The 20,461-nt window shown below is 66.2% G+C and carries 16 protein-coding genes; 7 read left to right on the top strand and 9 right to left on the bottom strand.

Annotation, left to right across the window (positions count from 1 at the left end):
- Positions 1–28 precede the first annotated feature (28 nt).
- From FBZ93_RS01200 to FBZ93_RS01185, 4 genes are all read left to right on the top strand, one after another.
- Positions 29–2,530 carry a penicillin-binding protein 1A gene (locus tag FBZ93_RS01200; protein WP_146984182.1) on the top strand — a complete coding sequence of 834 codons (2,502 nt, stop codon included), beginning with the start codon at positions 29–31 and terminating at the stop codon, positions 2,528–2,530.
- 205 nt (positions 2,531–2,735) lie between these two features.
- Positions 2,736–3,867 (top strand): peptide chain release factor 2 gene (gene prfB / locus FBZ93_RS01195; RefSeq protein ID WP_106939930.1). Its coding sequence is split into 2 segments (ribosomal slippage): positions 2,736–2,804 and positions 2,806–3,867, totalling 1,131 coding nucleotides; the frame shifts between segments, so codons are not numbered across the junction.
- A gap of 3 nt (positions 3,868–3,870) precedes the next feature.
- Complete coding sequence (locus FBZ93_RS01190) at positions 3,871–4,740, top strand: NAD(P)-dependent oxidoreductase (RefSeq protein WP_146984181.1); 870 nt, start codon at positions 3,871–3,873, stop codon at positions 4,738–4,740.
- A gap of 84 nt (positions 4,741–4,824) precedes the next feature.
- The gene (locus tag FBZ93_RS01185; protein WP_146984180.1) at positions 4,825–5,760 is read left to right on the top strand and encodes a DMT family transporter; all 936 of its coding nucleotides are present in this window, start codon (positions 4,825–4,827) and stop codon (positions 5,758–5,760) included.
- On the opposite strand, the gene FBZ93_RS01180 is transcribed toward FBZ93_RS01185, so the two are convergent.
- Positions 5,720–7,873, bottom strand: coding sequence for a carbamoyltransferase C-terminal domain-containing protein (locus FBZ93_RS01180; protein ID WP_146984179.1), 2,154 nt, complete (start codon positions 7,871–7,873; stop codon positions 5,720–5,722). The genes FBZ93_RS01185 and FBZ93_RS01180 overlap by 41 nt on opposite strands.
- 159 nt (positions 7,874–8,032) lie before the next feature.
- Here FBZ93_RS01180 and FBZ93_RS01175 point away from each other — a divergent pair, with 159 nt between their 5' ends.
- Positions 8,033–9,268, top strand: coding sequence for an ABC transporter substrate-binding protein (locus FBZ93_RS01175; protein WP_146984178.1), 1,236 nt, complete (start codon positions 8,033–8,035; stop codon positions 9,266–9,268).
- Positions 9,269–9,484: 216 nt separating this feature from the next.
- Here FBZ93_RS01175 and FBZ93_RS01170 read toward each other — a convergent pair whose 3' ends face one another.
- From FBZ93_RS01170 to FBZ93_RS40425, 6 genes are all read right to left on the bottom strand, one after another.
- Positions 9,485–10,768, bottom strand: coding sequence for an O-antigen ligase family protein (locus FBZ93_RS01170; protein ID WP_146984177.1), 1,284 nt, complete (start codon positions 10,766–10,768; stop codon positions 9,485–9,487).
- Between the two features lie 7 nt (positions 10,769–10,775).
- Positions 10,776–12,191, bottom strand: coding sequence for a glycosyltransferase family 4 protein (locus FBZ93_RS01165; protein ID WP_167528867.1), 1,416 nt, complete (start codon positions 12,189–12,191; stop codon positions 10,776–10,778).
- The gene (locus FBZ93_RS01160; protein WP_146984176.1) at positions 12,188–12,928 is read right to left on the bottom strand and encodes an ABC transporter ATP-binding protein; all 741 of its coding nucleotides are present in this window, start codon (positions 12,926–12,928) and stop codon (positions 12,188–12,190) included. Before FBZ93_RS01160 ends, FBZ93_RS01165 begins: the two co-directional genes overlap by 4 nt.
- 2 nt (positions 12,929–12,930) lie before the next feature.
- On the bottom strand, positions 12,931–14,871 hold the full coding sequence (locus FBZ93_RS01155) for a glycosyltransferase (protein ID WP_433995376.1): 1,941 nt from the start codon (positions 14,869–14,871) through the stop codon (positions 12,931–12,933).
- A 20-nt stretch (positions 14,872–14,891) separates the two neighbouring features.
- The gene (locus FBZ93_RS01150) at positions 14,892–15,113 is read right to left on the bottom strand and encodes a hypothetical protein (RefSeq protein ID WP_146984174.1); all 222 of its coding nucleotides are present in this window, start codon (positions 15,111–15,113) and stop codon (positions 14,892–14,894) included.
- 200 nt (positions 15,114–15,313) lie between these two features.
- A complete protein-coding gene (locus FBZ93_RS40425) occupies positions 15,314–15,748 on the bottom strand; it encodes a hypothetical protein (protein WP_167528866.1) in 435 nt (144 codons plus the stop codon).
- A 147-nt stretch (positions 15,749–15,895) separates the two neighbouring features.
- On the opposite strand from FBZ93_RS40425, the gene FBZ93_RS01135 reads away from it, so the two are divergent.
- Together FBZ93_RS01135 and FBZ93_RS01130 are read left to right on the top strand one after the other, a co-directional pair.
- Positions 15,896–16,771 carry a DUF6502 family protein gene (locus FBZ93_RS01135; protein WP_146984171.1) on the top strand — a complete coding sequence of 292 codons (876 nt, stop codon included), beginning with the start codon at positions 15,896–15,898 and terminating at the stop codon, positions 16,769–16,771.
- Entirely contained in the window at positions 16,768–18,021 is a 1,254-nt protein-coding gene (locus tag FBZ93_RS01130) for a DUF5666 domain-containing protein (RefSeq protein ID WP_146984170.1), read from the top strand. Before FBZ93_RS01135 ends, FBZ93_RS01130 begins: the two co-directional genes overlap by 4 nt.
- Positions 18,022–18,091: 70 nt before the next feature.
- Here FBZ93_RS01130 and FBZ93_RS01125 read toward each other — a convergent pair whose 3' ends face one another.
- Positions 18,092–19,456, bottom strand: a complete 1,365-nt coding sequence (locus FBZ93_RS01125; RefSeq protein ID WP_146984169.1) for a M23 family metallopeptidase — start codon at positions 19,454–19,456, stop codon at positions 18,092–18,094.
- A 100-nt stretch (positions 19,457–19,556) separates the two neighbouring features.
- Entirely contained in the window at positions 19,557–20,285 is a 729-nt protein-coding gene (locus FBZ93_RS01120) for a peroxiredoxin (protein WP_167528865.1), read from the bottom strand.
- Between the last annotated feature and the right edge of the window lie 176 nt (positions 20,286–20,461).

Genomic DNA, 20,461 nt, shown 5'->3' with positions numbered 1-20,461 from the left:
GCCGGAGGGTAGGAACGGAACGTCGATAATGCGCCTGCTCGTGCGGTTTTTGGGTTTCCTGTTCGCCGCTGGAACCGTCGTGTTCCTGGTCGGTGTCGCCGCCGTCGCCGGCGCCATCTGGCATTTCTCCAAGGATCTGCCCGACTACTCGCAGCTCCAGGACTACGAACCTCCGGTGATGACCCGCGTGCACGCCGCCGACGGCGCGCTGCTCGGTGAATATTCCAAGGAACGCCGGCTCTATCTGCCGATCCAGGCGGTGCCTAAGCTCGTGATCAACGCGTTCCTCGCCGCCGAAGACAAGAACTTCTACGAGCATGGCGGCATCGACTACCAGGGCATGGCGCGCGCTGCGATCCTCTACGCGCAGAACTACGGCTCCAACCGCCGCCCGCAGGGCGCCTCGACCATCACCCAGCAGGTCGCCAAGAACTTCCTGCTGACCAACGAGGTCTCGTTCGCGCGCAAGATCAAGGAAGCCTTGCTGGCGATGCGCATCGAGCGCGCCTATTCCAAGGACCGCATCCTCGAACTCTATCTCAACGAAATCTATCTCGGGCTCGGCGCCTACGGCATCGCGGCGGCGTCGCTGGTCTATTTCGACAAATCGGTCAATGAGCTGACGATCGCGGAAGCGTCCTATCTCGCCTCGCTGCCGAAGGCGCCGGCCGCGCTGCATCCGGTCCGCAACCGTGACCGCGCCATCGAGCGCCGCAACTATGTGATCGACCGCCTGCTGGAGAACGGCTGGATCAAGCAGGCCGACGCCGACAAGGCGCGCAAGGATCCGCTCAACGTCACCAGCCGCTCCAACGGCGCGCACATCTTCGCCGGCGAATATTTCGCCGAGGAAGTCCGCCGCGACATTTTCGAGCGCTACGGCGAGAAGAAACTCTACGAGGGCGGCCTCTCGGTGCGCACCACGCTGGATCCCAAGATCCAGGTGATGGCGCGCAAGACCATGGTTGCAGGTCTCGTCAATTACGACGAGGCGCAGGGCTGGCGCGGCGCGCTGCACAAGCTCGACATTTCCGGCGACTGGGGCGTCAAGCTCGCCGACGTCAAATCGCTCTCCGACATCTCGCCCTGGCGGATGGCGGTCGTGCTGGAGACCAGCGATCAGTCGGCGCGGATCGGCTTTCAGCCGGGCCGCGAACTCGGCGGCGCGGTCAGCAAGGAGCGGCAGACCGGCATCATCACGATGGACGGCGTGCGCTGGGCCAAGACCAAGGGCAAGGCGCCGACCGCGGTATCGCAGGTGCTGCAGCCCGGTGACGTGATCTATGCCGATCCACTGGTGACCAAGGACGGCGCGGCGGTCGAAGGCCAGTATCGCCTGCGGCAATTGCCCGAGGTCTCCGGCGCCATGGTGGCGATGGATCCGTGGACCGGCCGCGTGCTCGCGATGGTCGGCGGCTTCTCGTTCGACCAGAGCCAGTTCAACCGCGCGACGCAGGCCTACCGGCAGCCCGGCTCGTCGTTCAAGCCGATCGTGTATTCGTCGGCGCTGGACAATGGCTATACGCCGTCGACCACGGTGATCGACGCGCCGATCGAAATCGATCAGGGGCAGGGCGCCGGCGTGTGGCGGCCGGAGAACTATTCGACCGGCAAGTATTACGGCCCGACCACACTCCGCAACGCGTTGCAGCGCTCGCTCAACACCGTGACGGTGCGCCTCGCGCAGGACATCGGCATGCCGCTGGTCGGCGAGTATGCAAAACGCTTCGGCGTCTATGATGAACTGCCGAACTACCTGTCATATGCGCTGGGCGCCGGTGAAACCACCGTGATGCGCATGGTCACGGCCTATTCGATGTTCGCCAATGGCGGCCGCCGGGTGAAGCCGACGCTGATCGATCGCATCCAGGACCGCTACGGCCATACCATCTTCAAGCACGACACCCGCGAATGCCGCGGCTGCGACGCGCCCGGGGGCTGGAAGAGCCAGCCGGAGCCGCAGCTCGTCGACCGCCGCGAGCAGGTGCTCGATCCGATGACGGCCTACCAGATCACCGAGATGATGGAGGGTGTGGTCCAGCGCGGCACCGCGACGGTGGTGAAGGAGGTCGGCAAGCCGATCGCCGGCAAGACCGGCACCACCAACGACGAGAAGGACGTCTGGTTCGTCGGCTTCTCGCCGGATCTCGCGGTCGGCGTCTACATGGGCTACGACAAGCCGCGCAATCTCGGCCGCACCGCCACCGGCGGTCACGTGGCCGCGCCGATTGCCCGCGACTTCCTCAAGCTAGCGCTCGCCGACAAGCCGCCGACGCCGTTCAAGGTCCCGGCCGGGATCAAGCTCATCCGCGTCGACGCCAAGACCGGCATGCGTGCCGGCCCCGGCGACGGCGGCAACACCATCCTCGAAGCCTTCAAGCCGGGCACCGCCCCGCCGGAGAATTACTCGGTCATCGGCGTCGCCGATGCCGACGGCCGCGGCCCTGCGCCGGGCCCGCAGCCGTCGCAGAGTGGCGGGCAGCCCGACGGCGGCTTCTTCATGCGGCCGGGAACCGGGGGACTTTACTAGGGCGTGTTCGCACGAGGCGGACACCGGCGCGCGTGAAGAACAGCCGTCAAAACAAAACGCTAGAGCCCCGTTCCAATGCAATCCGGGAAACGGCTCCAGCAGCCTACGAACGCAAATCGCCGGGATAGTACGGCCAAGCCGATTGCGCTTTGCCGCGCCGGTCGCTACATCCCCCGGAACCTTTTTAGCCAACACCTGAAAGACCATGCGCGCGGAAATCGAACGCCTTGTTGAAGAGATCAAGCAGTCAGTCGGGCTGCTGAGGAGGCATCTTTGACGTCGAACAGTCGACGGCACGCCTCGCTGAGCTGAACAAGCTCGCAGAAGATTCCAATCTCTGGAACGATCCCCAGAAGGCCCAGCGGCTGATGCAGGAGCGCACCTCGTTGGAGGACGCGCTCTCGGGCATCGGTAAGGTCGAGCGCGAGCTCGAGGATCAGGTCGGCATGATCGAGCTCGGCGAGGCCGAGAACGATGCCGGCGTGGTCGCCGAGGCCGAGAAGGCGCTGAAGGACCTCAAGAAGGAGGTTGCCCGGCGCGAGCTGGAAGCGCTGCTCTCGGGCGAGGCCGACAAGTTCGATTCCTATCTCGAGGTCCATGCCGGCGCCGGCGGCACCGAGAGCCAGGACTGGGCGCAGATGCTGCTGCGCATGTACACGCGCTGGGCGGAGAAGCACGGCTTCAAGATCGAGTTCCTCGAGGAGTCCCAGGGCGAAGAGGCCGGCATCAAGTCCGCCACCATCCAGATCTCCGGCCACAATGCCTATGGCTGGCTGAAGACCGAGGCCGGCGTGCACCGTCTGGTGCGCATCTCGCCGTTCGACTCCAATGCGCGGCGGCACACCTCGTTTTCGTCGGTGCAGATTTTCCCCGTGATCGACGACAGCATCAAGATCGAGATCAAGGAGTCCGATGTCCGCACCGATACGATGCGGTCGGGTGGCGCCGGCGGTCAGCACGTCAACAAGACCGAGTCGGCGGTGCGTCTGACGCACATTCCGACCGGTATCGCGGTGGTCTGCCAGGCCGGCCGCTCCCAGCACAAGAACCGGGCGCAGGCCTGGGACATGCTGCGCGCGCGGCTGTACGAGATCGAGCTGAAGAAGCGCGAGGAGCAGGCGGCTGCCGATCAGGCCGCCAAGACCGATATCGGCTGGGGTCACCAGATCCGCTCTTACGTCTTGCAGCCCTATCAGATGGTGAAGGATTTGCGCACCGGCGTGCAGACCTCCGACACCTCGGGGGTGCTCGACGGCGACCTCGATGAATTCATGGCGGCAACCTTGGCGCAACGTGCCTTCGGCACCGGGCCCGGCTCCGTCGAGGATGTGGATTAGCCCATGCCGCGCGTCGCTTTCATCGGATTGGGACGCATGGGCCACGGCATGGCTGGCCGCTACCTCGACGCCGGCTTCACGGTCGCGGTGTGGAATCGGAGCAAGGCCAAGGCCGAGGATCTGATTGCGCGCGGCGCGATCTGGGCGACCTCGCCGGAAGATGCCGCGATCGATGCCGATGCGGTCGTGACCATGGTCGCCGACGATGCGGCGTCGCGCGATGTCTGGCTGACCAAGGACGGCGCTGCGGCCACGATGAAGGCCGGCACGCTTGCGATCGAGTGCTCCACGGTCTCCTACCAGCACACGCTCGATATGGCGCGCGAGCTGCAGAGCCGCGGCCTGATCTACATCGATTGTCCCGTCACCGGGCTGCCGGAAGCGGCGGCCGCCGGCAAGCTGACGCTGCTGGTGGGCGCCGATCCGGCCGATCTCGAACGCGCGCAACCGTTCCTCACGCCGATCAGCAGCACGATCCGCCATTTCGGCGCGGTCGGCACCGGCACCGTGTTCAAGCTGATCAACAATTTGATCGGCGCGGTGCAGATCGCGAGCCTCGCCGAAGGGGTTGCGATCGCCGAGCAGGCGGGTCTCGACATGCAATTGGTCGCCGAGGCGCTGGGAACCGGCGCGATCGCCAGCCCGCAGGTGATCCGGCACTCGCGGCGAATGATCGACCGCAATTTCTCCGGCGCGTCGTTCACGGCGGCGCTGCGTCACAAGGATGCGGAATATGCCGTGCGGCTGGCCGAAACGCTGTTGCCTGGGGTGCCGGTGAGCCGCGCCGCGCTTGCCGCCTACGACAAGGCCAAGGCCCACGCGCCGGACGGCGACGAAGGCCAGATGATCGAGATCGTGTCGCGGCCGAAATAGGCAGGGCCGCCATTCACGGAAATCGGGTGGGAATATTCGCGGCGCCACGCTAGTCACCTGTGACAGCGCTGGCGAGAGCCCGACATGCCTTCCACCGATAACAGGATCGATCGCCGCGACTGGGGCCTGCTTGGCCTGCTGTCGGTGCTCTGGGGCGGCTCGTTCTTCTTCAACGGCGTGATCCTGCGCGAATTGCCGCCGCTGACCCTGGTGCTGCTGCGCGTGGTGCTCGGCACCATCATCCTGCTGCCGCTGCTGCGCGCCGCGAAGATCGAGTGGCCGCGCGGCGCCTCCGCCTGGGCGCCGTTCTTCGCGATGGGGCTGTTCAATAACGTGCTGCCGTTCTCGCTGATCGTGTTCGGGCAGACCTATATTCCGAGCGGGCTGGCCTCGATCCTCAACGCAACGACGCCGCTGTTCGCGGTGATCATCATGGCAGCGGCCGGCGAGGAGAAGTTGCAGGCGCGCCGTGTCGCGGGCGTGGTGGTCGGGCTGATCGGGGTCGCGATCCTGCATGGCGATGCGCTCGGCTTCGAGAGCCGCCAGGGCATCGGCATCCTGCTGTGCCTCGCGGGTGCGTTCAGCTATGGCGTCGCGGCGCTGGTCGGGCGGCGGCTGCCGCAGCGCGTGCCGCCCTTGGGCACGGCGACGTTCCAGATGATGACATCGGCCGTGATGATGGCGCCGATCGCAGCCCTAACCGACCGTCCCTGGCTGCTGCCGATGCCGCATCCGACCACGTGGCTCGCCGTGCTCGGGCTGGCGGCACTGTCGACGGCGCTGGCCTATATCGTGTTCTTCCAGATCCTGCAGCGCTCCGGCGCGACCAATGTGATGCTGGTGACGTTGCTGATTCCGGTCACCGCGATGCTGCTCGGCTACCTTGTCCTCGGCGAGCCGATCGCGCCGCGCGAGATCATCGGCGCGCTGGTGATATCAAGCGCGCTGCTGCTGATCGACGGGCGCGTGCTGGGCTGGTTCAGCCGCGCGCCTGCTTCCACGCCGCATACCATCCGGTAAACCGTCCGCTGTCGCGCTCACCGCCATGCCAGGCGGCATAGGCGGTGCCGTCGTCGGCGACCAGCACCACGGCATCGAGCCCCTTGGAACGGCGCAGCGTGTCCATCGCCTGCGCCGGCGTCTGCGCGATCGGGCCTGCGACGTTGAACGACGTGTTGACCGACATCTCGACGCCGATATGGCGACCGAGCGCCTTCAGATAGGCGTAGGTGAGGGGATCATCGGCCTCGCGCACGATCTGGATGCGGCCGGTGCCGTCGGCGTGCACCACGGCGGGAATCCTGGCGCGCGCTTCCGGCTTCGAATGCGCCGTAAGCACCATGTAGTTGTAGGCGTTGTAGTCGCCGTCGGAGGCGCCGTCCTCCAGCTCGAAATAGTCGCGCGCCGCCTCGAGCGTCGCCATCGGCGCCAGCGGCCGGATCGCCTCGCGGTACTTGACGCGCTCGTTGAGCCGCTCGCGGACCGCGGGATCGCAGGGGTTGGCGAGGATCGAGCGATGGCCGAGCGCGCGCGGGCCGGTCTCGGCCGCGCCATGGTAGATTGCGATCACGCCGCCTTGCGCCACCATGCTGGCCATCAGATCGGCCACCGCATCGCGCCCCGCTGATGTCGCGACATTGCCGATCGCCGTCGAGGCTATGTCGTCGGCGTCGAGCGCCGCGGCGATGTCGGCGTTCGAGGGCGGCAGGCCGCAATAGAATGCGTGCGACAGCGGCGCGCCGCGCGGCGCGCCCGCCATGTGCGCGAATAGCCATGCTGCACCGATCGGCACGCCGGGATCGCCGGGCACCGGCGGCACCCACATATGCAGCCGCGTCTTGCGCTGCTGGGCGCGTTCGAACCACGCCTCGTCGAAGTGTTCGAGCAGCCGCATGTTGCCGAGCGCGTTCAGCGCCACGCCGCCGGTCAGCACCAGGCGATCGGTGCCGGTGAGGCGCAGGAGATGATCGATGACATGGATCATCGCGTCCTCGAACACCAGTTGCGTCGCGGCGGCCTTGTCGACGCGGTCCTTGGTGTCGGGGCGGTGATTGATGTCCTCGACGCGCAGCACGGCGTCGGGATTCCAGAGCTGGTCGGGCCGCAGCGGGGGCCCAAGAATATCGATCAGCGGCTGATGATAGGGATTGTCGGCAGGATCGGCGTACCAATTGGCCATCGCGCGATTGAGCTGCACGCTGCCATCGGGGCCGAGATGCAACACCGCCTTCAGCCGCTGATAATACGGATTGGTGGCGCGGTTCATGTCGCCCCAGGCGGCGGCGCCCATGTAACGGCCCTCGCTGGAGAGCCAGGTCCAGCCGCCCTGGCTCGACGAGATCACGGTGTAGAAGGCGCCGAGCGAATCGAACAGGCTCTCGTTGCAATAGAGCTGCTTCATCTCGCCGTTGTCGGCGACATAGAGCGAGATCGATCCGACATCGCCGGTGCCGTCGAGCACCGCGATCGCGACACGCTCGCGCAGATCGGCGAACGGCGAGGCAGTGAATGAATACCAGGCGTGATTGTCGTGATGCGGCATGCAGATCAGCGGCAGCTGCTCGCCGAGCCCATACATCCTGCCGAGCCTGCGCGAGATGCGCCGCACCTGGTCCATCTGTCGCAGGTTGATCGCGGGCGCGATCGGCGCGCGCAGCAATTTGATACTGGCCGGCGCTTCCTCGAGCGAGGTGCGGATCAGCATCGCCAGTAGCGCCGGATAGTCCCATGTCGTGACGAAGGCCGCGATGTCGCCGATGTCGCGGCCCATCCGCTGCAACACCTTGCGCATGTCCTCGAGCGCGTATTGCGGAAACTCGTTGGTATGTTTGTTTCCGGAAAAGCGCTCTTCCTCGTTGTTGACGATCAGGCGCGGGCCGTCCTTCTGGGTGACCTCGACCAGCGCGACGCCGGTGTTGTGCGTGCCGGGGCAGGCGAGGCCCGCGATATAGACGGTCTCGCCGCGCTGCAGCCTTTCGCGGATCGCGGCGATCGTGGCTTGCGCGAACGCACCATTGGCCTTGTGCAGGCCACGACCAGCCAGCGCACGTTCGCTGAGGCGGCGCGTGATTTCATAGCCCGCAGCCGCCATACGCGGATGCCGCGGACCGGTACGAATGTCCGGTTTACGCAATCAGAACGCCTCGACTCGTGATCCCCAGATCGACCTTCAATCATAAATAGCGCCAGGCAACAATGCCGTTTCGCCCAACGGAAAAACCCGGCGCTTGCCAGCACATGCGTCTCTTGCGAGACTTGCCGTCAAAACCACGACAAAAATCGGGAGAAAACGATGCCGGCTCGTTCTGGATATATTGGCGCAATCGTGGCGTTCGCAAGTGTGGCACTGCTCGCGACCTCGGCCCACGCCCAGAAGAAATACGATCCCGGTGCGACCGATACCGAAATCAAGATCGGCAACATCATGCCGTATAGCGGCCCGGCGTCGTCCTATGGCGTGATCGGCAAGACCGAGGCCGCGTTCTTCAAGATGATCAACGAACAGGGCGGCATCAATGGCCGCAAGATCAATTTCATCAGCTACGACGATGCCTATTCGCCGCCCAAGGCAATCGAGCAGGCGCGCAAGCTGGTCGAGAGCGACGAGGTGCTCTTGATCTTCCAGGCGCTCGGTACCCCGTCGAATTCGGCAATCATGAAATACATGAATGCCAAGAAGGTGCCGCAATTGTTCGTCGCGTCCGGCGGCACCAAATTCGGCGACCCCAAAAACTTCCCCTGGACGATGGGATTTCAGCCCAACTACCAGAGCGAGGGGCGCATCTATGCGAAATACATTCGCGACAAGTTTCCCGACAGCAAGATCGCGGTGTTCTGGCAGAATGACGACGCCGGCAAGGATCAGTTCAAGGGCCTGAAGGACGGGCTCGGCGACAAGGTCAGCATGATCATCGCCGACAAGTCCTACGAGGTCTCCGATCCCTCGATCGATTCGCAGATCGTCGCGCTGCACGATTCCGGCGCCGACATCTTCTTCTCCTGGGCGGCGCCGAAGGGATCGGCGCAGGCGATCCGGAAAGTGGGCGAGCTCGGCTGGAAGCCGAAATTCTTCCTCGCCAACACCGCGACCTCGGTCGCCTCGGTCTTGAAGCCGGCCGGGCTCGAATATTCCAAGGGCATCATCTCGACGGCCTATCTGAAGGACCCGACTGATCCGACCTGGGACAAGGATCCTCCCGTCGTGAAATGGCGCGCGTTCATGGACAAGTACTATCCGGACGGCGACAAGGGCAACGCCAACAACCTCTATGGCTATGTGCAGGCCGAGGCCATGGTGCAGGTGCTGAAGCAATGCGGCGACAATCTGACGCGCGAGAACGTCATGAAGCAGGCCGCCAATTTGAAGAACTTCCACTCCGACCTGATGCTGCCGGGCGTCATGGTCAACACCTCGCCGGACGACTACTTCCCGATCGAGCAGATGCAATTGATGCGATTCAACGGCGAGGCGTGGGAGCTGTTCGGCGACGTCATCACGGGCGAGGTCGGGCACGAGGCGACGAGGTAGCTGCTCGCCCGTCAGGCGATTGCTCGTGCCAACCCACCGCTGTCGTCCCTGCCTAGTGCGCAATTGCGCACGGGAGCAGGGACCCATACTCCGCGGCCTGCGTTGTGAACGGGACTCGTCGTTCCGCTATCGTGCAGCAATAACCATTCGTGGTTATGGGTCCCTGCTTTCGCAGGGACGACACTGAATACGTGGCACGGGCTCTGGGCCGTACGCTTACAGAATCTTCTCCGGTCGGTGGGCGCGGAGCGCCATGCCGCCAGCGACGCCGACGCCGATCACATACATCCAGCCTTCGTGAAAATCGGACAGGTGCGAATTGAGCAGCGAGCTCGTGATGTTCTGCGCGACCACCGCGAGCCCGATCCAGCTCACGAGATCGCGGCCGGCGAACAGGCTGATGTGGCTGGTCCACATCGCGTAGAGCAGCAGGATGCCCAGGAGCCCCCACTGGATCGCGACATTGAAGGCCTGGTTGTGCGGATTGTTGATCACCTCGGCGTTCAGGCCAGTCTGTCCGATAGCGTCTTGGGTGAACATGTGCCTGATCGAACCGGTGCCGTGCCCGAGCCACGGCGCGGCAGCGATGAACTTCATCGACTTCCGCCAATAGGTCAGGCGCTGCGCGGTGGAGGCGATGCCTGAGGTATCCTGCGCGCGATACTCGATGCCGACGTCGGCGATGCGTTGCCGCAGATAGGGTGACGTGGTCCAGACCAGCAGGCTCGCCAGCGCGACAGCGGCGAACAGCAACCGCGTGGCGCGCCGGGACAGATGCAGCGAGGCGAACAGGATCAATAGCACCGGCATGGTGACCAGCGCGGTCCGCGCCGAAACGACGTAGAGCATGTTGGCGATGAACAGCAGGATCAGCGCAACGGCGCCGGCTGCAATGCGCCATTGCCCGGCCCGCAGCGCGGTCAACGCCGGCAGCGCCAGCGCGAAGGCGCACAGGGTGAATTCCTGGCTCTGGTCGAGGTAGTTCTTGACCGGCACGCCGTCGGATGCGGTGTGCGCGAGCTTGAGCTGCGGCAGCGCCAGCACGATCCAGGACAGGATCATCAACAACGTGCACGACACCAGGAAGGCTGCGAACACAAAGAGCCCGCGCTGCGAGCGTTGGAAATAGCCGAGCAGGAACGGCAGCAGCAGCAGCTTGCTGAGCGGCTTGATGCCCTGGAGCCGTTCGGCCCAGCCGGTCTCCGACCAGGTCACGCCGATCACCGCGAGCGCGACCAGTGCGATCGGCAGCGCAAAGGCGGGCCGCGCGAGGTCGAGAATGAACTGCTCCCAGTCGACGCTCGGGATCACCGCGACCAGCCACAGCAGCATGAAGACCGCGAGCAGCGACGTCGACCATGGCAGCGACGCCGCGGCCAGCACGATCAGGATGTCGGTCGCGCGGACATAGGCGTCCGTGCCGGACCAGGCGCGGACGCGGTCGCGCCAGCGCATGGCAGGCGCGGCGCCAGCGCCGATCGCGTGGGACTCGGTGCTCATGATCGGGCTACACGGTGGCGCCGTTGAATGCCGCCATCGCGGCAGACGCCGCGGGCACCGAGGTCACGCTCTCGACGGCGACCCGATGCGACAGCAGGTCGCGCGCCTGGGTGTGGTGGCCGAAGCGTTCGGCGAGCTCGGTCCGGCGCTCGCGGATCCGCTCGCGCCACTGCTCCTGCTGCGCCAGCACCCGGGTGACCGAGGTAGCAATGGACTCGATCGAGAACGGGTCGAAATAGTCTGCGAGCTCGCCCGCGACCTCGCGGAACACCGCGATGTCGGAGCACAGCACCGGCGTGTTCGCGGCCAGCGCCTCGATGATCGGCACGCCAAAACCCTCGGCGAGGCTCGGCATGATCAGGCCATGCGCGTCGGCGATCAGCGCGGCCTTCTCGTATTCCTCGACATAGCCGGAAAAGCGGACATTGGGCGGCGCGTTGCGGGTCAGGCTGGGGTCGCCGGTGTAGCCGATCACGACGAGATCGGCCTGAGGCAGCTTGCGGAAAGCGCGGATGACCGCGGCAAGGTTCTTGCGCGGCTCGGCGGAGACGATCACGACGAAGTAGGGCCGTCCGCTCGGTGCACCCGGTGCCAGCAGCGCCGCGGCGTCGAATTTGGTGCGGGGATAGACCACCCGCGCCGGCAGATGCGCGAACTGCGGCAGCAGGGCGCGGAAGCGGCCGAGGCTGTAGTTCGAGACGAAGGCGAGCTCGTCGGCCTGTTGCAGGCTGGTGAACAGGCGCGACAGGAACAGCCGCGTTGCGACGTCGCTGAGCTTGAGGTCGGTCAGCGGCAGCAGGTCGTGCACGACGCAGATCACCTTGGCGCCGCGCTTGCGCTGGATCGCCACCCGCGTCGGCGTGTCGATGAGAATGACGTCGTAGCCGCGCGCATCGACGCGGGGTGGCGGCAGCCGCAGCAGCGCCGAGGTGTCCTGATAGCTGTAGAAGCCGGGTTCGAGCAGGAAATCGCCGAACAGCCTGAGATGGCGCAGATCGGTCGGGATGTATTCGAGGCCGTCGGCATGGTTCTCGATCAGGCTGACGCCGGCCGGCAGCAGATGCAGCGCGCGCAGGAAGCTGACCGCGAATTCCAGCGAGGTCGCGGCGCGCAGCTTGCCGCGGAACCAGTCGATGGTGCGGCGCAGGCCGCCGCTGCTGCGCATCACCGGCGCATTCATGTCGGCCTCGTCGAGGAAGCGATAGAGCGCGAGTAGCTCGATCAGCCGCGAACCGTCGGGCAGCAGCCTCGTGCGCAGCTGGCGGCGGCGCAGCTTGCGATAACGCCGCGTGGTCTCGACCAGCAGCGTCAGCTGGTGGCCGTCGCCGGCCAGCGAGCGGATTAGTTCGCGCGTGAAATGAAAGATGCCGCGCTTGTGGTTCGGTTCGCCGAGCGCCTCGCTGACGACCAGGATCTTTGTCATGCGCTGATTTCTCTGAGCTCGAGGTGATGCGGGACGGGCGCATCCAGCGCAACGGTGCTGGCGATGCGGCCGTGATCGAGATTGATGATGCTGTTGCAGGTCCGGCGCAGCAGCGCGTGGTCGTGCGAGGCGATGATCACGATCGCCGCGGTCTCGACCATCTTGCGCAACCGCTGCTCGGCCTTGGCCGAGAAATTCTCGTCGACCACGCTGAGCCATTCGTCGAGCAGCAGGATGTCGGCGGGAAAGGCGGTCGCGGTCGCGAACAGCACGCGCATCAGCATGCCCGAGGAGAACATCCGCAGCGGCAGCCGCTGCATGCGCTCTTCCAGCTCCGTGAAGGCCCAGATCTCCTCCAGGATCGCCGGCGTCGGCTTGCGTCCCGAGATCCGCAGCAGCAGGCTGATATTGTCGGCGGCGACGAAATCGAGATTGACGCCGGCACCGAGGCCGAGCAACGGCACGATATTGCCTGATATCTCGACCTTGCCGCTGGTTGCCGGAAAGACGCCGGCGATCAGCCGCAGCAATGTCGACTTGCCGGAGCCGTTCGGTCCGGCGAGGCCGATGCGTGCGCCGGCCTTTGCGTCGATCGAGATGCTGTCGATCGCACGGATGGTGCGCATCTCGCTGCTTTGCCGGAACAGGCGCCCGAGCAGGCGGCGCTTGAGCGAAAAGTCGTAGGCGCCGTACAGCGGATAATCGAGGCAGACGTCTTGGAGGTCGATGCGTGCCATGCCTAGATCCAGAACGCCGCTTTGCGCAATTGAGTGATGGTCACGACCGCGGCGGCCGCGAGCGCGGCAAGGCAGGCCAGCACGTAGATCACGCTGGTCATCGCGACATGGCCTGAGGCCAGCGGATCGCGCCAGACCGCGAAAAGATGCGTCAGCGGATTGAGCCGCATCACGGTGGAGCCGCGGTCGATCATCTCGGGTGTCCAGATGATCGGCGAGGCCAGGAAGGCCAGCGTCAGCGAGGATTCGATGATCGGCTTGATGTCGCGGTAGCGGGTCGCCAGCGCGCCGAGCACGAGGCTCACGCCGAGTGCGGAGACGACGAACAGGACGAGGCCGGGCAGGGCGGCGATGGCGCCGCCGATATCCCTCGGCGTCAGCGCGAGCCACAGCACCAGCGGCACCACCGCGTTGTGGGCCGCGAACAGCGCCTGGCGGAAGGTACATTGCAGCAGGAAGATCACCGGCGGCAGTGCGCGATCCTTGATCAGGCTCGCCGAGCCCTGCAGCGCGGTGGTGGCGTCGAGCACGACGCTGTTGAGGAAGGTCCAGGCGGTGAGGCTTGCCGCCAGCATCGGCAGCCGCGCCACTGCGCTGGCGTTGGAGAGATGGCCGATGACCGAGCCGAGCACGGCCACCATGATCGCCATCTGGATCGACATCCAGAAGGGTCCAAGGAGGGAGCGGACGTAGCGATGGCGCACGTCAGACCAGGCCAGCGCGCCGGCGATCTGGATCGCGCCAATGAGACCGGCCGTTTGGGGGCGCGGGGCTGGGGCTAGTGACCCTGCGTCCTTTGCGGCGGCCTCTTCGGACACGACCTTGCGGTACACCGTCTCCACTCCCTCCTTGAAGGCTGTTGTCGAATATTTGGTCAGCGCGCGATGTCGCGCGGCCTGGCCCATGCGGCGGCGCCGCTCCGGATCGTTGATCAGCGTCTCGATGGCATCGGCGAGCGCAGTGGGATCGCCGGGCGGCACCGTGATGGCCTCGAGGCCGTGGCGGGCGACATGGGGAACGCCGGTGTCGAGCGCTGTGTTGACGATCGGACGGCTCGCCGCCATCGCCTCGAGCTGGACCAGCCCGAAGGTTTCCGCATTGGTCACCGACGGCATCACGAAGACGTCGGCGATGCGCATCAGCTTGACGCGTTCGCTCTCGGACACCGAGCCGAGCAGGCGGACGCGGTCCTGCAGGCCATAGTCGCGGATCAGCTGCTCGAGATGCTCGCGCTCGCGGCCCTCGCCGACGATCCAGACCTCGAAATTGCGTGCGTGCGCCGATCGCACCAGCACGTCGAAGCCCTTGTAGGGCACCAGCCGGCCGCAGGCGAGGACGAGGCGGCCGCGGGCGTTGACGTCGTCGCCTTGCGCGGCGGGCCGGTCGTATTTCTCGACATCGACGCCGAACGGAACGGCGTGGCACTTGTCGGAAAACTCCTGCAGCAGCGGCGTCGTCTCGACCAGCACCGGATCGGAGACGATGATCGCAGACGCCCGCCGCAAGGTTCGCCGCATCATCGGCTCGACCAGGAAGCGCAGTGCCGCGTGCGAGACGATGTCGGCGTGCCAGTGCACGACCAGCGGACGCGTGTGGCCGAGCCCGAATGCGAACACGAGGTCGGCGAGCGGGAAGGGCGCGTGCAGCGCCAGCAGATCATGCTCGGCGATGCGGCGCCACAGCCGCCACGGATAGGTCGGCGCCGCCGGCAGCGACAGCACGTCGCCGAATGAATGCACGCGCTCGACGGCGACGTCATTGACCACGATCTGCCGCTCGCCGCCGGAGCGCGAGCAGACCAGCACGGCGGCGTTGAACGTGTCCTTCAGGGAGGCGCAGATGTCGCGGATCACCGTCAGCGTGCCGCCGAACAGGTCGGGGTAGTAGACCTTGAAGATGTGGAGCACCGACGGACGCGGGGCCGGCGGCTGGTTGAGAACCATCATGGGCGGCTCGATCCGGATCATGCTGCGTACAGGGCGACGACGAACGGCAGCGCCTGCGCGGCGAAGAACACCGCCGAGCGCAGCAGCGCCGGAAACACCGGCTCGATCGGGCCGCAAGCCGCCCGCGGCGTGAACGAGAATGCCCGCGGCGTGAAGCAGAACGGCGCCTGCGGCGTGAAGCGGAGGGTGATGGCGGCGAACCGACCGGATTCGGGGTCGCGGGCCGAACGAAGAGACATTGGTCGGATTCCCTGCTGAATGGATTCTGGATACGTGGGAAAATTTCACACGTCAATGGCGTCGGACTAAAATGTGGGATTATGTCCCACGTAAGGCAGTGGACAACTTTTTTGAGGGAGGAAGGATCGGAACGCATGACGGCGCGATCGCCCCGCGACGGCGCGGGCGATCGCCGAAGGCGGGAGTTTCCAGCGGAGCGTCAGGCCGGCTCGGCGGTGCTGCGTTCGGTCGGCTGCTGCAACTGGCGCCTGATGGCGGGGATGTCGAAATGGATTCGCTCGGGCAGCATCGCGGCTGCCGGCCGCTGCAAATCATGCTCGATGACGACACGCTTGCCGCCATCCGACGTCAGCGCGATCGAGATCGAATTCGCGCGGGGCTCGGCGGTGAGGCCGGCATGCACGCGGCTGGCATATTCGCCGGCGCGCAGGCCGCCGAAGCCGAACGCGAGCAGGCGGCCATAAATGTACAACGCCAGCAGGTCGGTTTCGTCGAATCGGCGCGGCGTTCCGGGCACCACGCCCGGCAGACAGGGATAGCCGCCCGCCATCACCGTCGACACGAACTCCTCGTAGGGAACCTGGGCGATCCGGCAGGCTTCCGCGATCGCAAGGTCGAATCGGGTTGACGTCATGGAGCGGTCCGTGTTGGCGGCAGTGCCAGGTCACCGTGGCGGCGCGCGGTGTGTCCGGAGGTGACTTTGTTTCCCATAAGTGGGAAAATGTCACACGTCAAGTGAGGTGGGATTGTGTCCCACGCCGGGGACGGCTAAAAGTTGGGCATGAATGCCAAGGCCCCGAAGTCGAAGCCGGGATCGTCCGCGCCGATCGCCGCAGCGAAGCTGCACGCGCCTCTGGCGCGGATGCTGCGCCCGCTGGTGCGGCTTTGCATCCGCGGCGGCATGACATTCCCGGCGCTGACCCAGCTGCTGCGCGAGCTCTATGTCAACGTCGCCGAGCACGACTTCGCGCTCGAGGGCAAGGAGCAGACCGACAGCCGCGTCAGCCTGCTGACGGGCATCCACCGCAAGGAGGTGGCGCGGCTGCGCGGCGCGGGCGCGCCGGTCAACGCGGTGCCGGCGACGCTGTCGCGCACCAGCGCGATCATCGCGCGCTGGCTGGCCGCGCCCGAATTCACCGATGCGAAAGGCGATCCGCTGCCATTGCCGCGCACCGCCGACGGCGACGCGCCGTCGTTCGAGACGCTGGTCGAATCGATCACCAAGGACGTGCGGCCGCGCGCCGTGCTGGACGAATGGCTCGACCGCAAGCTCGTCACCATCAATGACCGCGACGAGATCATGCTGGTCGAGGAGGCCTTCGTGCCGCATGGCGACGACGACCGTAAATGGCACTATCTCGGCCGCAATCTGCACGACCATGTCGCGGCCGCCGAGCAGAACGTGTCGTCGGCAACGCCGCGTTTCCTCGAACGCGCGGTGCATTACGACGGGCTGTCGGCCAAGCTGGCCAAACGGCTCGAGGGCCGCTCGCGCGAATTGGCAATGGAGGCGTTGAAGGTCGCCAACCGCGAGGCCAACCGCGCGCTCGCAAAAGACAAGGGCGGCGACTATCGCTGGAATTTCGGCATCTACATTTATCGCGAAGGCCCGGACGGCCCGGTCGATGACGATTCAGACGAAGGCGGCGGGACATGAGCGGCCCAATCATCTCGCGCCGCGCGCTGCTCGCCGCATTCTGGCTCGCCGGAACGTCGCTCGCGGGCGCGCAGGTCAGAAAGCGCGGCAACGATCAGGGCATCGGCGGCACCGGAATCACCGGCTCCGACCAGGGCATCGGCGGTACCGGCATCGTCGGCGTGATCCAGCGATTCGGCTCGATCTATGTCAATGGTGAGCGCGTCGCCTATGCCGCCGACGTGCCGGTCCGGATCGACGGCGAGGTGGCGAGCGCCAAGGCGCTGCGGATCGGACAGCTTGCCCGCGTGGTGGCGGAGCGCGATGCCGGCGGCACGCTGTCGACCAAACGCATCGACGTGGCGAGCGAAGTGACCGGGCCGGTCGAGCAGATGAAATCGGGCGAGCTGACGGTGCTCGGCCAGAAGGTCGCCTGGAGCGGCCGCGAGAGCTGGCTGAAGGTCGGCGCGCATGTCGCGGTGTTCGGGCTGCGCCGCACCGACGGCGTCGTCGTCGCGAGTCTCGTGCAGGAGCGCCATGACGCCGCGATGCGCGTCGCCGGGCCGCTCGAGCGCGACCGCGCCGGAACTCTAAGGATCGGCGAACTCAAGCTCAGCGGCGTCGACGCGGCGCTGGCTGGTCAGCGCGTGCAGGCCGAAGGCCATGTCGCGCAGGGCGTGATGCAGGTCTCGCGCAGCCGCGCCGACGACTTTTCTGATCTTGCCGGCGCGAAGCGGCTGTTGATCGAGGCCTACGTGCGGCGGGTCGGCAATGACCTGCAGCTCGGCTCGGGCTTTGTCGCGCGCGACCATTCGCGGTTTTCGCCGGCGGCCGATACGCGCGTGGTCGTCAACGCGCAGCTGACGGGCACCCGCGAGCTGCGGGTCGAATCGGTGCAATCGGTTGCCAAATTTCCGGGCTCGTCGGTGAGGAGCCCCGGCACGCCGGGCCGCGGCTCAGGGGGCGGCCCCGGGCCGGGAGGCGGATCCGGACCCGGCGGACGGGGTGGGCCCGGCGGAGGCTCGGGTGGCGGGCCCGGAGGAGGGCCGTCCGGTCCGTCCGGCGGACTGCCGCCCGGTGGCGGCGGTCCTGCGCCTGATCCGCTGAGTGGTGGAACGACGGGTCCTGGCCCCGGCGGCTTCGGCTCGCCCGGCGGACCGCTTGGTCCGGGTGGCGGTGGCGGCCCATTCGGGCCCGGCGGCGGATTCGGCGGGGGCGGATTCGGTGGCGGCGGGCCAGGTGGCGGCATGGGCGGCGGCGGTCGCCGCTGATCCGGCAAAGCAAAACCGGCGCAAGTTTGGCCCGCGCCGGTTTCAGAGACATAAGGTGTGATTGGAAACTTTAGCCTGCGCTGAGGCGGACGCCGGCGCGGAGGAATTTCTGCGGATCGACCGCTTCGCCGTCGATGCGGGTCTCATAGTGCAGATGCGGACCCGTGGAACGGCCGGTCGAACCGACGGCGCCGATCACCTGGCCGATCTTGACGTATTCGCCGACCTTGACGCCGATCTCCGAGAGATGACCGTAGCGGGTCGAGAGGCCGTTGCCGTGATCGACCTCGACCATGCGGCCATAGCCGCCGGCCCAGCCCGCCGACACCACCTTGCCGTTGGCGGTGACGCGCACCGGATCGCCCTGCGCGGCGCGGAAGTCGAGGCCGGTGTGCATCGCCGGCCGGCCGAGGAAAGGATCGCTGCGAACGCCGAAGCCGCTGGTGAATTCGACCTCGCCGACGACGGGCTTGCGGTAGGGCACCAGCGCCAGCGTCTGGTTCAGGCGCTGCATCTGCGCGCGGTTGATGTTGATGCGATAGAGCTGGCGCTCGAACGCGCCGGCGTCGGGCGCGAGCTTCACCGGCACGAACGGGCCGCCCATGCCGGAGCGCGGCACGGCTGCTTCGAGCTGCGACATGTTGAGGCCGAGATCGCTTATCACGCCGCGCATCCGGCGCACCCGCGATTCGATGCCGTCCTCGACCGAGGAGAGCGCGGCGACCTGGCGGCGCTCGACCTGATCGAGCGAGGTCTGCAGACGGACCAGGACATTGTCGACGCCCTGGGCCTTGGCGAACTGGTTCGGCTGCGCCTTGGCGATCAGCGGTGCGCGCGATTCCAGCCGCGCCTCGCGGTCCGGCGGCGCCACGAAGATCACGGTGTCGCTGATCGGGGAGGGCTTTGGCGTGCCGGAGGACGGCGCCGCCTCGGCGCGGCCCTGCGGCCTGATCGATCCGGTCGAGGTGGCATCGGGCATCGCGCCGAGCGCGGTGGCGCGCGATTCCAGCGTCGACTGCCGCTTCATGATCTGGTCGAGCTTCTGGTCGAACTGCTCCTGGTCGAGCAACTGGCGGCTGGTGGTGCGGTCGACCTTGGCGCGCAGCTCGGAGATGCGATCCTCATAGGCGTATTGCATCTCGGCCTGGCGCGCGATCAGGCGGGTCAGGACGTCGTCGCGGAACGCAAAATAGGTCGCGGTCGCCGCCGACCACATGCCGAGCAGAACCACGGTGCCGACCGCGATCCAGAACACGACCGGCCCGAACCGGACCTGCTTGCCGGCATGAACCAGCGTATAGCCCTCGCCGGAGGCCGCCACCGCAGCCGCCGGTGCGGCGTGATGGGCGGCCGGACGGCGCGCCGGTGCCCGGCCATGGTCCTGGGGATGATGGTGTTTCTGGTGTTCGTGGTGATGACCGGACCGGCTCGACATCGGTACTCCCGCGGCCGGTCGGACCAAGCTCCGTACGGCTAATCTGCGGGGCCGATTTGAGCCCGCCATGGTTAATTTTCAGGAAACGGAACCCCTCCGGTCAGAGCGCGCGGGCGGCCTCCAATACCGCTTCGGCATGGCCGTCGACCTTCACGTGGCGCCAGATGCGGGCGACTTTTCCACCGGAATCGACCAGAACCGTGGTGCGAATAATTCCCATGAAGGTCCTGCCATACATCGATTTTTCGCCCCAGGCACCGTACGCCTCCAACATCTGATGGGCGCCGTCGGAGACCAGCGGCACGGACAGCTGGTGTTTGTTTCGAAATGACTCCTGCGCCTTAACCGTATCGGCCGATATGCCGACCACCTCGGTACCAGCAGCGGTGAACTCGCCCTTGAGCCGGGTGAAGTCGATCGCCTCCCTGGTGCAGCCGGGGGTGTCGGCACGGGGATAGAAGAACAGCACCAGCTTCTTGCCGGCGAAATCCTTCAGCGAAACGCTGCCCCCGCCGTCGCGCGGCAGGTCGAAGCCAGGTGCCGACGCGCCTTCGGCAAGTGTGACGTCGGACGACTTGGTCACGGTCACGGCCGGCTCCAGCTTTAACGGTTTTGATGCAGCCTTGTGCGAGGCTTTGTCTTGAACTCCCGCTGCGGTCTTTTTCGTAGACGCCTTGGCCTTTGCTGTTTTGGCCGCAGGCTTTTTCGCAACCGTTGTGCGGGTTTTCGCCGCGGACTTCCCAGTGCTTGCGCTTCTCGCGCGCGCAACCTTTGTTGCGACCCGCTTTCCGGTTGTGTTGGAGGATTTCTTGCGCGTTTTCTTGGACATACGCCTTCCTTTCGTCGCTTTCCGAAGTTCAACCATTGGGGTATTGCGGGTCTTATTCGCGGTGGCCGGATTCGCATCGGCCGCTGGGCAAGTTTGATGGCCACGGAGTATGGTGACAAGGAATTCGACGCGTAACCCGTCCGCTTGCTGAATTGGCTTTTGATTGGTTGGTTTGG

Source organism: Bradyrhizobium macuxiense (assembly GCF_007993935.1).
Lineage (GTDB): Bacteria > Pseudomonadota > Alphaproteobacteria > Rhizobiales > Xanthobacteraceae > Bradyrhizobium > Bradyrhizobium macuxiense_A.
This window is presented reverse-complemented; position numbering and strand designations above follow the sequence as displayed.

What these genes read in the sequence shown, in the direction of transcription:
- FBZ93_RS01200 (WP_146984182.1), top strand. Translation starts at nt 29, where the DNA reads ATGCGCCTGCTCGTGCGGTTTTTGGGTTTCCTGTTCGCCGCTGGAACC.
- FBZ93_RS01125 (WP_146984169.1), bottom strand. Translation starts at nt 19,456, where the DNA reads ATGTCGAGCCGGTCCGGTCATCACCACGAACACCAGAAACACCATCAT.
- FBZ93_RS01150 (WP_146984174.1), bottom strand. Translation starts at nt 15,113, where the DNA reads ATGTCTCTTCGTTCGGCCCGCGACCCCGAATCCGGTCGGTTCGCCGCC.
- FBZ93_RS01170 (WP_146984177.1), bottom strand. Translation starts at nt 10,768, where the DNA reads ATGAGCACCGAGTCCCACGCGATCGGCGCTGGCGCCGCGCCTGCCATG.
- FBZ93_RS01130 (WP_146984170.1), top strand. Translation starts at nt 16,768, where the DNA reads ATGAGCGGCCCAATCATCTCGCGCCGCGCGCTGCTCGCCGCATTCTGG.
- FBZ93_RS01185 (WP_146984180.1), top strand. Translation starts at nt 4,825, where the DNA reads ATGCCTTCCACCGATAACAGGATCGATCGCCGCGACTGGGGCCTGCTT.
- FBZ93_RS01165 (WP_167528867.1), bottom strand. Translation starts at nt 12,191, where the DNA reads ATGACAAAGATCCTGGTCGTCAGCGAGGCGCTCGGCGAACCGAACCAC.
- FBZ93_RS40425 (WP_167528866.1), bottom strand. Translation starts at nt 15,748, where the DNA reads ATGACGTCAACCCGATTCGACCTTGCGATCGCGGAAGCCTGCCGGATC.
- FBZ93_RS01190 (WP_146984181.1), top strand. Translation starts at nt 3,871, where the DNA reads ATGCCGCGCGTCGCTTTCATCGGATTGGGACGCATGGGCCACGGCATG.
- FBZ93_RS01175 (WP_146984178.1), top strand. Translation starts at nt 8,033, where the DNA reads ATGCCGGCTCGTTCTGGATATATTGGCGCAATCGTGGCGTTCGCAAGT.
- FBZ93_RS01120 (WP_167528865.1), bottom strand. Translation starts at nt 20,285, where the DNA reads ATGTCCAAGAAAACGCGCAAGAAATCCTCCAACACAACCGGAAAGCGG.
- FBZ93_RS01155 (WP_433995376.1), bottom strand. Translation starts at nt 14,871, where the DNA reads ATGGTTCTCAACCAGCCGCCGGCCCCGCGTCCGTCGGTGCTCCACATC.
- FBZ93_RS01160 (WP_146984176.1), bottom strand. Translation starts at nt 12,928, where the DNA reads ATGGCACGCATCGACCTCCAAGACGTCTGCCTCGATTATCCGCTGTAC.
- FBZ93_RS01135 (WP_146984171.1), top strand. Translation starts at nt 15,896, where the DNA reads ATGAATGCCAAGGCCCCGAAGTCGAAGCCGGGATCGTCCGCGCCGATC.